10 protein-coding genes and 1 tRNA gene are annotated in these 12,006 nt (G+C 59.7%); 4 read left to right on the top strand and 7 right to left on the bottom strand.

Translation table 11 applies throughout. The annotated features are described in order from the left end of the window. Positions 1–30: 30 nt before the first annotated feature. The 5 genes from ACR0EF_RS09160 to ACR0EF_RS09140 all read right to left on the bottom strand — a co-directional run bounded on the left by ACR0EF_RS09160 (position 31) and on the right by ACR0EF_RS09140 (position 5,354). A complete protein-coding gene (locus ACR0EF_RS09160; RefSeq protein ID WP_093962659.1) occupies positions 31–1,122 on the bottom strand; it encodes an extracellular solute-binding protein in 1,092 nt (363 codons plus the stop codon). A gap of 103 nt (positions 1,123–1,225) precedes the next feature. Further along, positions 1,226–2,374 carry an ABC transporter ATP-binding protein gene (locus ACR0EF_RS09155; protein ID WP_174819681.1) on the bottom strand — a complete coding sequence of 383 codons (1,149 nt, stop codon included), beginning with the start codon at positions 2,372–2,374 and terminating at the stop codon, positions 1,226–1,228. 81 nt (positions 2,375–2,455) lie between these two features. Then, on the bottom strand, positions 2,456–3,172 hold the full coding sequence (locus tag ACR0EF_RS09150; protein WP_170372112.1) for a maleate cis-trans isomerase family protein: 717 nt from the start codon (positions 3,170–3,172) through the stop codon (positions 2,456–2,458). Further along, positions 3,169–4,314 (bottom strand): M24 family metallopeptidase, encoded by a 1,146-nt coding sequence (locus ACR0EF_RS09145; RefSeq protein WP_170370825.1) that lies wholly within the window; start codon positions 4,312–4,314, stop codon positions 3,169–3,171. The genes ACR0EF_RS09150 and ACR0EF_RS09145 overlap by 4 nt, the downstream gene beginning before the upstream one ends. Next, positions 4,311–5,354 (bottom strand): pyridoxal-phosphate dependent enzyme, encoded by a 1,044-nt coding sequence (locus tag ACR0EF_RS09140; RefSeq protein ID WP_170370824.1) that lies wholly within the window; start codon positions 5,352–5,354, stop codon positions 4,311–4,313. The genes ACR0EF_RS09145 and ACR0EF_RS09140 overlap by 4 nt, the downstream gene beginning before the upstream one ends. Here ACR0EF_RS09140 and ACR0EF_RS09135 point away from each other — a divergent pair. Further along, positions 5,344–5,508 (top strand): hypothetical protein, encoded by a 165-nt coding sequence (locus ACR0EF_RS09135; protein ID WP_170370484.1) that lies wholly within the window; start codon positions 5,344–5,346, stop codon positions 5,506–5,508. The two genes, ACR0EF_RS09140 and ACR0EF_RS09135, sit on opposite strands and share 11 nt — an antisense overlap. 83 nt (positions 5,509–5,591) lie before the next feature. Then, positions 5,592–5,677: transfer RNA gene (locus ACR0EF_RS09130), tRNA-Leu, on the top strand. Positions 5,678–5,709: 32 nt separating this feature from the next. Here ACR0EF_RS09130 and ACR0EF_RS09125 read toward each other — a convergent pair. Both ACR0EF_RS09125 and ACR0EF_RS09120 read right to left on the bottom strand, forming a co-directional pair. Further along, positions 5,710–6,207 carry a hypothetical protein gene (locus ACR0EF_RS09125; protein ID WP_170370823.1) on the bottom strand — a complete coding sequence of 166 codons (498 nt, stop codon included), beginning with the start codon at positions 6,205–6,207 and terminating at the stop codon, positions 5,710–5,712. After that, on the bottom strand, positions 6,200–6,895 hold the full coding sequence (locus ACR0EF_RS09120) for a helix-turn-helix transcriptional regulator (RefSeq protein WP_254433963.1): 696 nt from the start codon (positions 6,893–6,895) through the stop codon (positions 6,200–6,202). The genes ACR0EF_RS09125 and ACR0EF_RS09120 overlap by 8 nt, the downstream gene beginning before the upstream one ends. Positions 6,896–7,555: 660 nt before the next feature. Here ACR0EF_RS09120 and ACR0EF_RS09115 point away from each other — a divergent pair. Both ACR0EF_RS09115 and ACR0EF_RS09110 read left to right on the top strand, forming a co-directional pair. Further along, positions 7,556–9,910 carry a hypothetical protein gene (locus ACR0EF_RS09115; RefSeq protein ID WP_170370822.1) on the top strand — a complete coding sequence of 785 codons (2,355 nt, stop codon included), beginning with the start codon at positions 7,556–7,558 and terminating at the stop codon, positions 9,908–9,910. A gap of 133 nt (positions 9,911–10,043) precedes the next feature. After that, positions 10,044–11,999 (top strand): type I secretion protein, encoded by a 1,956-nt coding sequence (locus ACR0EF_RS09110; protein WP_170338084.1) that lies wholly within the window; start codon positions 10,044–10,046, stop codon positions 11,997–11,999. Positions 12,000–12,006 lie beyond the last annotated feature (7 nt).

Genomic DNA, 12,006 nt, shown 5'->3' with positions numbered 1-12,006 from the left:
CACCTGACGTTTCTTCAGAGATTCAAGCGCTTATTGCGCCAACCACGCCTGGAATTTGGCGTCGATGTCATCGCGGTAGTCAGCCCAGAACTCGTAGTTGTAGAGGAACGTGTTCTTGGCGTTTTCCGGATCGGTCGGCATGTGAGGAGCCATGTCGATTCCCAGTTCGGCATGTTTGCCGACCAGCGGAGCCGACGAAGCGCGAGCCGGGCCGTACGAGATGTACTTGGCCTGATCCGCCAGGCGCTGGGTGTCGGTCGCGAACATGATGTAGTCCAGCGCGCGCTGCTTGCGCTCTTCGCTCAGACCGGCGGGAATGATCCAGCCGTCCAGATCGAAGACCTGCGCGTCCCACAGCATGGCGACGGGCTGCTTCTGCTCTTCGATGACGCTGAACAGGCGGCCATTGTAGGTCGAGCCCATGACGACTTCGCCGTCAGCCAGCAGCTGGGGCGTATCGGCACCAGCGGACCACCAGACGACGCTGTCCTTGATGGTGTCCAGCTTCTTCAGAGCACGATCCTGGCCTTCGTCGGTTGCCAGAACGTCATACACTTCGTCCTTCGGGACGCCGTCGCACAGCAGGGCCCATTCCATGTTGTTGATCGGGCGCTTTTCCAGCGACCGCTTGCCGGGATAGGTCTCCAGGTCAAAGACCGCGCAGATGTCGGTCGGCGGGTTGTCTCCGACCATGTCGGTCCGATACCCAAAGGTGGTCGAATACACGATCTGAGGGATGAAGCATTCGCTGACCAGCAGATCGCCGAAGTCTTCCGAAGCCGGAGTTCCGTCCGGCGCAGGCGCCAGCTGGGTATCCGGGTCGATTTCCATCGCCAGACCTTCGTCACACAGACGGATCGCGTCCGCGGCAACCACGTCGACCACATCCCATGTGATGTTGCCCGCCTCGTTCATGGCGCGCAGTTTGGCCACGGCCTCGGCCGAGCTGTCATCGTTCAGGATGGTGACGCCGGTCTTTTCCGAATAGGGCTCGTGATAGGCCTTGAGCTGCGACTTGGAATAGGCGCCGCCCCAGGACACGATCGTCATTTCTTCGGCGGAAACTCCGCCTGCTGCAGTTGCCAGAGCAACAGCTGTCAGCATTGTGGTGGTACGTTTCATATGTAGCTCCCAGTTTTTCCCGTTTTATGCTTGGTCGACCAACGCACGGGTTTTCGTCGGTCGGTTCTTTCGGCTTGGGGGCGGATTGCGAAGCCGGGCGCGCCTAGGCGTCCAGAGCGCGGCAATCCTGCGCCAGCCATCCGATCTCGATCTCCTGACCCGGTGTCAGCCTGACGGCGTCAGGGGCATTCCGGGTCTTGACGATGAATTCATCATTGCCGGCCACCGACATGCGGAACCTGAATACATCGCCCATGTAGATGAATTCCTTGACCACAGCCTTGAGCGTATGCGCTTCGGGGCTGAGGCGATCCTTGTTGAATTCCACGCGCTCGGGTCGGATCGAGACCTTGGTCCGTTCCCCCGGTTGGCTCACGTTGATCGGAACCGCGTCGATCTCGGAGCCATCGTCCAGCGTGACGACGCATTTCCCGCCATCTACGGATTTAAGAACGCCTTCCAGCGTGTTGTTCTCACCGATGAACTGCGCAACGAAACTGTTCTCCGGTTCCTCATAAAGCTGGTCCGGTGGTGCAAGCTGCTGGATCCGGCCATCGTCAAAGACCGCTACGCGATCCGACATGGTCAGCGCTTCTGTCTGGTCGTGGGTCACATAGACGGTCGTGATCCCCAATTCATGGGCCAGACGCGTGATTTCAAACTGCATGTGCTCGCGCAGCTGTTTGTCCAATGCGCCCAGCGGTTCGTCCATCAGAACCAATTCGGGTTCGAAGACCAGCGCGCGGGCCAAGGCGATACGCTGTTGTTGTCCGCCTGACAGCTGAGCGGGTCGGCGGCTACCGAAGGCACCCATCTGCACCATGTCGAGGGCGCGCTGGACTTTTTCTTCGCGCTCGGACTTGCCGATTTTTCGGACTTCCAGCGGAAAGGCGAGGTTCTCGGCCACAGTCATGTGCGGGAACAGGGCATAGTTCTGAAACACCATCCCGATGCCACGCTTGTGCGGCGGAATGTTGTTGATCGGTCGCCCATCCAACAGAATTTCGCCATGCGTCGCAGTTTCGAACCCGGCCAGCATCATCAGGCAAGTGGTCTTGCCAGATCCCGATGGGCCCAACATTGTCAGAAACTCGCCCTTTGGCATCGCGAGGTTAAGGTCTTTGACGACAAGATTTTCGCCGTCATACGATTTTTGAACGCGTTGAAATTCGACAAACGCGGCGTCGCTAGAAGTGCCGGTCACAAGACCCCCTGTTGCGTCAATTCTTGATCCGGTTGGTCCGGATTTCATTGATCCCTGAGCACATTAAAGACGCAGCAATGTCCGGCTGGCAAGACTCAATGACAAAAACCAATCCTCATTGGGTGGGATTCAAGGATTTTGCGCAGTGTTGAGGCGCCGCATGTGCGACGCAAGGGTCTGATTGCTGGACAAGACCGGTTTGGCAATCTGTTCATGGATCCGCGGGATGGCGTCCAACGTGCGAAGGTTGGTGCAGCTGAGAAAAACAGCTTCGACCGCTCTGTCCGAACCCAGCCTTACCGCGGCGTCAACGATGGATTGCGTTGATATCCGGACGACCTTTGCTTCTTCGGAAATCCCAAAGGTGCCGAACACATCCATGAGGATCCCTTGATCGGCGAAGGCCGCGCGAAGCGCCGTGTTGACCTGCTCCTCATAAGGGGACAGCAGTGCAAAGCGTGACACACCCAATTCGCGCGCCTGAGCAACCGCGGCGCGCAGAGGGTTGGTCACCGTTTGCACGTCACAAGTCTGCTTTACCAGTTCTTCGACCTTTTCCGATCCGATGACCGAGCTTGCCGAGGTGCAGGCGTAACCCACAGCCCGGAAGGGGCGCGCCTTGGGCAGTAAATCTGCCGCCGCTGGAAGCGCATGCTTCATGCGGGTCAACGTCTTGGTCGTGACCTGCGGGTCGCTGGTTATGCGCGAGACATAAATGGGTGAAGGGTCGCCGGCAAAAAGCCTGCGGAAATCGCCTTCGATCGTCTCGTCTGTCTGCAGAACGATCAGGCCAAGCGGAGATATGTCCGGGTCATCCGTGTCCAGAGAAAATGGCAGTGTTGTCATAGCTCGGGAATCTCCCGTCGTGCCTTGGGGCTCAGGAACCGCGGGGCGCCTTCGGTGACCAGCACATTTTCCTCGTGGACAAGTATTTTGCCACCGACCTCAATACCTGGCTCCAGCGTCAACACCATTCCGGGTTTCAGAACCGTGTGATCCGTTGGGATGAGCGAAGGCCACTCGGTCAATGACATGCCCAATCCGTGGCCCAGGCGCCCGGCTTCGGTCCCGCCGCCGCCACGGGACAAGACGGAGTTCATCGTTTGATACAGGTCCGAGGCCGTCGCGCCCGGTCGGGCCTGTTCGAACGCAGCCTCGGTCGCATCGATCAGCGCGTGGTGCGCCGCGCGCACGGCGGGACTGGCCGGGCCGACGGACCAGTTGCGGTCGAAATCGCAAAAATACCCATCCCAGACCAGCCCGGTATCCAACATAAGCACGTCGCCCGGCTTCAACGGTCGTTGGGTTGCCGGTGAGATCACGTCGCCATATCCGCCTTGGTCGGCCGCGCCGGCAAGATAAGGCACCCAATCGGCGCCTGCGTCGAGACACAACATCTGGAACCGTCGAAAGACCTGATCCAGAGGAACACCGGCCGATGCAATCTCAGGAACCCGCTCAAAAGCCTGTCCCGCGATCAGGCAGGCGGTTTCAATCTTTTTGATTTCGGCTTGAGATTTGACCATGCGCAGGTCGCGCAGAATGCCAAGGTCGCTGGTGATCCTGCGGCGGTCGATTTCGGATTTCAGACGCCCGAAATCTGCAAGCGGCATCCGCAAGTGCGTTTCATGACCATCGGGGCATCCGATCAAGCCGCCGTCCGGAACAAGGTCGCGCAGGGTTTCGGCCAGCAACAATACTCCGTCGTCTGCCAGATCCGGGGCGGACCAGGTGCGGATGTCTTCGATCCAGGTCTGCGCCATCAAGGCCGCACCAATCGACGGGATCACCGCGACAGGTTTGCCGGTGGCAGGAACGACAAGGAACCAGGGGCGCGTCGGGCTTTCCCAGAACCGGGTCAGAAAGCCGCTGAAATACCGGACGTCGGGCTCGGTCGTCAGCAGCAGGGCGTCCAGGCCATGCTCTCGCATGAGATCCTGTGCACGCGCAGTTCTTTCCGCGAATTCGGCTTGTTCGAACCCTCTCATGAGGCTTGCTCGGTCACGACGCACAAAACGCGGTCCTGTGGTCCGATATCGAGCAAGTTGCGGCTATCGGCATCCAGAACGGCAGCCAGTCCGGCCCCGCCTGACGCAGTCGTTTCGAACCCGGCCTCTGCCATGACCGGAAGCTGAGCGGCCACGGTGTCATCCTCCAGCGTCAGAAACAGATCGGCATCCCGCGCCAGTCCATTCAGTGCAATCAGCGATGGCTCCTTGCAATCCAGCCGTCCCATGATGCTGTCCGGACCGTCTGCAAAGAGCGGCGCGCCGGCTTGGATGCTGGCCATCAGCGCCGGGGCTGCGGCCGGTTCAACCACGATGATCCTGGGGTTGTCTCCCCAAGCCTTTCGGAAACATGCGGCAACGGCGCCCGCCATGCCTCCCACTCCGGCCTGCAGCAGGATCAATGTCGGAGGTTCGGGACATTGATCAACCGCCTCGACGGCCATTTGAACGTACCCCTCCATCAAGAGATGGGGCAGGTCGTAATACCCTTCCCAAGAGCTGTCTGACAGAAGCGTCCAGTCGTTGTCGTTCGCCGCGCGGCTCGCGGCGTTCATGCTTGCGGCGTAATCGGCGCCCTCGCGCACCACTCGCGCACCTTGCGCAGCAAGGCGCTGAGCAAAGCTCTCGGGCACGGTTTCAGAAATGAACACTACGGCATTCGCACCAAAGACGCGCGCACCCGCAGCCATGCTGAGGCCGTGGTTCCCGGCGCTGGCGGTAACATAGGTGCGGCCGGAAAGGGATGTGTTGTCGGGTGTCTCGGTGGCTTCGCTCGCTTGGCAGGCGATGACATAGGCCGCGCCCAATGCCTTGAACGAACCGAGATTCATCCGCGTCCGTTCATCTTTGATCCAAAGGCGGGAAACGGGCGCCAAACCCGGCGCTTCGGTCACTGGTGTCACGCCGGAGGCCGGGCACAGCGACAAAAGCTGCGCCAACCGGCGGGAATTGGTTGAAGGGAAGGGGGCCCGTGAAAACAGTTTGCCTTCGCCTCGATACGGGTTGGTAATGGTCTTCATCGCGGCCTCCCTCAACGATCCGGCAGACGTCATAGAATTGCAGTCGATTTGTCAAGGCAAAGGGGCAGAATGCGAGAAATGCGCGCGTCTTGTTCCCTGGGACAAGTGGCTGTTCGTGCTGAACCAAATGGCGTTGATCAGGCTGGCGAATTGACCGCTTGCGGTCTTTGCAATCGGAATCGGTGCGTGTAAGTGTTCGGCACGTGATCCGGTGCCGGTGCACCAGACCGGTCGGATGCGGGCGTGATGGAATGGTAGACATATCGGACTTAAAATCCGAAGGCCCTAGCGCCGTGTGGGTTCGAGTCCCACCGCCCGCACCAAACACAATGGTCGACTTGGCCGAAGACGAACGTCAGACCGGATAACCCAGCTTGGAGATAAGCCGCCAGATTTCTTGGTTCGCCGCCGACAGCTGCGCTACGACATCCTCGATTTCCTGCATCGCCTGTTCGTCGACCGTATCTTCGCGTCCCAGCTTGATGTCGGTTTTTCGATCGGCAATGCGCATCAGGATCGTTTTGGGGTTCCCGGTTTCCTGGTCGAAAGAATAGATGCAGTGGTTGAACTTGTTGCGGATGCCCGAAAGACGGCTGAGCCGCTGCGTGTGCTCAAGGATCGGATCACGAACCGAGGCCGGCCTTCCGTCCATCTTTGCCAGACGCTCGACCAGATCAATACGGGCGCGGGTCGTGTTCAGGGTCAGGAAGATGATGACGGCTACGTCTTTGCTGGTCCCCGAGAGGCCGGCGATCAGATGAATCAGCAGGCTTTCGGTGTTCGTCCAGACATAGTTCAGGCGGCCGACCAAAAGGATCAACCGATCGAACCTGGCTTCGAAGTCGTCAGTCAACCGAAGTTCGGTGCGCGTCCTGCGCCGCCGCCTCAAAGAAGAAATGCGCCGCTGCCGTTCTGTTGCTGACACCGATCTTGCCCGACACGTTGTGCATGTGCAGCTTGACCGTGTGTTCGGTGATACCCAACTGGGCAGCGATCGCCTTATTGCTTTTGCCTTCGGAGACAAGTTGTAGAACCTGCTTCTCGCGCCGGGTCAGTTTTGACAACAGAGGGCCAGCCGCAGGGGATTTCGGAGTTTCCCGGGCTGTCGTCGCGCTTGTCGCGCACGGCTTCGATGCAACGCAATTGGCCACAAATCCCGGTAGGTACAACTCTTCATGCATCAGCAGCCGCAGGATCGCGCGCCATGCGTCCGGGGCGACGTTCATCGGAAGAAACCCGATTGGTCCAAACCGGGATCGGTCCCATCGCTCGAAAACGAACCGGGCTGCGTCCTCCTTCCGGTATGCGAAGGCAAGGCATCCCGGCATGGACGATCGGACATAATCGGAGGGGCGGGCCAGCAGGTCCTCCATCATGATCTGATCCACGACAACAATCTTGCCGGAACCCTCGGCATTGCTTGCCTCGGACAAGAATGCCGCGAGGGATTCAAACCTGTGGGCTGCAACGCCGAATTCGTGCTGCACGCTTCGCAGGGTTTGGTTGGAGTAGAAGAGCTCTTTCCCAATAAAAACAATCATGAAATCTTCGTTTTCGTCGATCGTGCACGAACTGTTACTTAATTCGGAAATGCTCATTCTTGTGCCCCCCTAAATACCCCGGATTACGTCCTGAATTGGCCGTTATTGGCCGAGGTGAAACTGAATAAAAACAATCTAAAATCTGTGTTGAGCATACCAGAAAGTTCAGTTTTCTACAACTGCACGGCTTTGGGAATCGCCTGGTTTTAGAACTTTCGATTAAGGTCGTTTGACGGTCGGACCGCTTAAATATCGAGATTCAAATAACTAAGTTTTGCCGGCTTTTGTCGCAGGCCAATTTGGCTTCGAACACGACCCTGAAACGCGTGTTCAAGTAATACATTAAGCAAATCAGCGTTTTAGTGATGTTAATACTTTCTGCCAGCTAGGCAGACGGAACTGCATCTGTACCCTGTGTCGTGCTTCAATTTGCGAAGTGTACTTGTACCTGGCGTGTCTGCGGCCCGCGTATTTTCGCGTGATTTTGAGCAGTCACGGAATCGGCTTGGCCGAGAAAGGGGGGTGACAACACATCATTCGAAAGACAAGGCCGCAGACATGCGCAGTTTCGCGAATGGATGCTCAATAATTTTTTCAACCGCGCCGAATATCGCTTTGTAGATGAATGGCGGTCTGGCGCTTCAAAAATGGAAGATTGTTATGCGACGCAATGTGAACAATACCAATGTCACGACCGTTGACGAAGTTAATGTTGAAAATCTCGAAGCTCCGATCTCGGTGGAAATTCCCGTCGAAGAAGCAAATATCGAGGCCGAACTGACCGCGCAGCAACAGCAGCAGGGTCAGGAAGTTCAAAACGCTGCAAATAACGAAGACGAACAGAACCAGGCTCAGGCTCAGGCGACCGAGGTCGCAAACGAACAGGCCCAGGGTCAGGATCAGGGCCAGGCACAGCAGCAGGGCCAACAGCAAGGTCAGCAGCAATCGAACGTGAATGGCGGCGATGACAGCAACAGTATCGCAAACTCGATCAACATCGATTTCGGTGAAGGTGAGTGGATCCCGCGCGACGATGACCAGGTCGATCTGGATATCGGTGACTCGGCATCTATCGGTGATGTCATCACGGCTGGAAACGACGTGAATTATGATCCCGGCGATGATCTGAACCTGACCATCTCGATGGGCGGTGACGGCAATGACATGTCGTCGATCAACAACCAGTTGGCCAACCTGAGTGACGATGACACGCTGGATTCGCCCAGCCTGTCGAATGACGGCTCGTTCTATCAGAACGGCAGCGCGACGGGCGGTTCGGCCTATGCCGAAGAAGGCATCGGTTCATCCTCCGGCGGCGGTAACTCGGGTTCCGGCGGAACCAGCTACGGCGGTGCCGCAAGCGGCGAGACCAATGGCAGCCACGCATTCGCGCTGGGCGGCCACACCGGCAATGCCGGCGCGGCTTCGCAAGGCGGTAACGGTGCGGCCTCGGGCGGTGCCAACAACACGAGCCTGGGTCTTGGTCTGTCGGGTGCCGAAGCCAGCGGCGAAAGCACGGCTGGCAATGGCGGCAACGCCAACAGTACCTCGAGCGCCAACAACACCGGCAGTTCGAATGCCAACGGCCAGGGAACTGGCGGTGAAGGCGGTAATGCCGGCTCGATCGGTCTTGGCCTTGGTCTGGGACTGTCCGGCGCCAACTCGGAAGGCAATGCCAACGGTGGTGAAAACGCGACCGGTTCGATCGGCGCGGGCCTTGGCCTGGCCGGAAACGAGTCGGGTGCTAACGGCGCCAATGGCGGCAACGGCGAGTCATCGAACTCGGGTTCTGCATCGAACAACAGCACCGGTACGACCGAAGCGAATGAAGCGACAGCCGGAAGCAATACGGGTGCGGGCATGGCCGGCAGCGGCGCGCAAAGTGGCGCGAATGGCACCGGCGGGCCTGGTTCCGGTGGCACGGGTTCCGGCGGCTCGGGCTCTGGCGGTGAAGGTGCTGGCGGCGAAGGCTCTGGTGGCGAGGGATCCGGCGGATTCTCGGCCATGGTCGAAGCTGCCATTGCGGCGCTGAACCAGGAAATCGCGGATGGTGGTCCAGCCTTGAATGCGGCTGATAGCGACGCTGCGACCGGCGGCGGCGGAACCACGGGCAACAACCCGGGTACCGGCGGAGCGGGCACCGGTGGTGCTGGAACCGGCGGCGCAGGAACCGGCGGTGCCGGAACCGGCGGCGCAGGGTCCGGCGGAGCGGGCACGGGCGGCAGCTCGGCAGCCAACTCTGGCGCACAGGGCGTCGGCGATCTGGCCGCAAGCGGTCCGAATATCAGCCAGTCGCCCGGTGACGTGAACGGTGCGGCCAGCAACCCGCAGACGTCGACCGGAACCGGCGGAGCCGGCGGTTCGAACGCGGCCAATGGCGCGGCAAATGGAACCGGTTCGGGTTCGTCCAGTGCAGAAGGCGCTGGCGGAGCCGGTGGGACCACGACGCCAACGTCCACCTCGTCCGGTAACGGTGCGGGTTCTGCGGATGCGGTCAACACGGCCGGTACCGGTGGTGCGGCAGAAGTCTTTGCTGACGCTGACACAAACGGTTCCGCCGACAGCCTGGCCGAAGCCATAGCGGGATACGGCGGCGCGTCCTACACCGACAACGATGCCACCTCGACCGGATCCGGCAGCGCGACTGGCGCGGCCAGCTCGGGAGCCGGTGGTGCAGGCGGTGCGTCTGCGGCCAATGGCGGTACCAGCGGCTACGCCATGGGTAGCGCCATGTCCGGCGATACCACGGGTGGCGCAGTCACCGGTGGCAGCGCGGCCGGCGCTTATTCGGGTGACGGCGGAGCCGGCGGCAATGGCGGCACCTGGGGTTCCAACAATGGTGGCGACGGTATCGTCACCGGTGAATCCTACGCGTCGGCAGCAGCAGTGGTCGATACCTCGGCCTTCAACCAGACGATCGTCATGGGCGCCAACGTGCTTGGCAACTCGGTCGATACCACGATGGTTGGCGGTTCGATGAGCTCGACCTACGCGAGCGACGACACCGAGGCATAATGCCTGACCCCGGAGGCCGCGATTTCGGCCTCCGGTCTTTGATGAAAACACCGGGGCCGTGTTTCATGGCCTCGGTCCAACTTAACCCAGACCCGGAAATTTTCTGCCGGAAAGGGTGACAGGGATAGTCCAGATGTCACTTGACAGCATTACGGAAACGATCGCGCATTTTATTGGTACTTTTCAGCTCACGATGGAACAGGCCATCCTGCGGCAGCAATACGAGGAGTTTACGGCGCTCCGACGGCTGGCCGAAGTTGAAGGCCTGGAGGATCCGATCAGGATTGTCGTCAAGGCCGATCTGGATCTGAAGCCCAAGGACTACGACCCGCTTCCCTACCGTTTCCCCGAACCGCCCGCGGACCCGCAGTTGCCGCTGCCACCCGCCGGTCCGATGCTCGAGTCGAGCATCCAGATCGGTGACCCGTTGGCGCCGGGCGGATTCGTTCCGCAGTCCGAATTGCCTATCTCGGTCGGGCCGCAATTCTTGATGTTGCAGCCGCAGGTCGTCAGCGACCTGATAGGGTCTGCCGTCACTTACACATTCCAGACATTGGTCCTGCGCGACAATGATACCGTCGGCGCGGGCGACTTCCGCGATGCGGCGATGCTGACAGCGCAGGCCGAGGCCGCGCTGGACGTGGCGCAGTCGCTTCATGCGATGGCGGTGCCTTCACTGGCGATACCGGACTACATGACGCCAGAATACCTGGATACGCTGGTCGAACAGATAACGACACCGATGAACGGATCGGTCCAAGGTGTCACGGTTCACCAATTCCAAGGTGAAGACGCGGAAGGCATCATCGTAAACGGTCAACACGTGTCGGAGGCTCCGGTCTGGAGCGATCTTCTGCCGGCCTACCACCAGCCCGAGGAGGCTGAGGAAAATCTGGTGTCACAGTCCTATCCGGCCGAGTGGAGCCAGTCCGAGGGGCCGGAGTCACACGAGGGTCATACCGTTGTCACCGGCGGCAATCTTGCGATCAACGAAGTCGCACTGAACGTCGGTTGGGTGGATGCCCCCTTCATCGCCGTGGGTGGACAAGCGATCAGCCTGACGATGATCAGCCAGGTCGCGCTGGTATCAGATGTTGATGTCGGAAACACCGGCAGCGGCGCGGGCACCAACGTAGTCCAATCCGCCCAGATTGAAACCGAGGCGAATCCTGCGCCGTGGCTTGCCGGAACCTCGGCTGTCGCTGGTGCGGCCGGGCAGCCGTCCTTTTTGACCGTCGATTGGATCCATGGCGATCTGGTGGTTGCCAACTTCCTCAAGCAGGTCATCAACGCCACCGACATCGACCATATCCAGACCGAGATTTCCGCATCTTCGACCATGTATGCGATGGGTGGCAACCAGATGGTCAACGTGGCCGATATTGTTCAACTCGGCAGTTACTATGACTTGATCATGATCGGCGGCGACATGATCTCGGTCGACATGTTGTTCCAGACGCTTGTCCTGATGGATGACGACGTGGTGTCGGGCGGCCTAGCCGGACCTGCCGGAGGTGCGAACGAAAACCTGCTGATGAACCAGGCCTCGGTGATGACCAACGGCCTGGACCTGCAGGAGGCGCTTGAGGAGAACATGGCCGAGGCCATGGCTCTGAATGAGATGAACATGGCCGCGCTCGAGGACGCATTGCTGAACGATCCGATGTTCGCGGGTATGGAGCAGATGCGCGTTCTGAAGATCGACGGAAACCTGCTGCAGGTGAATATTCTCGAGCAGGTCACGATGCTTGCCGATCAGGATGACATTTTCCTGTCCGGTCCGCATGGGGCCAGTACCGAAGTCGTGGCCGGCAGCAACGCGATGCTGAATGCGGCCAACATCAACAAGCTGGGCGTGGACTCCGTGGTCATGGCCGGGCAGGGCGCGTATTCCGAGCTTTTGCTGCACCAGGCCAGTCTCATCGACTTGCCCGAGAATGAGATCAGCCCGGAATTTGCCAACGAAGCCATCGCAATCCTGATGGAGGAGGCAATGACCGCCGGGCAAGCAGTCAGCGGCCCGACCGCTCCTGTCCTGACCCCTGAAGACTTGGACGCCAATGTAGGAATGCAATCCATCCTGACCTGATTTTCCC

The sequence above is a fragment of the Ruegeria sp. CG8 genome, assembly GCF_056537165.1.
The sequence above is the reverse complement of the archived record's forward strand: the minus strand, read 5'-3'. Positions and strand labels throughout refer to the sequence as shown.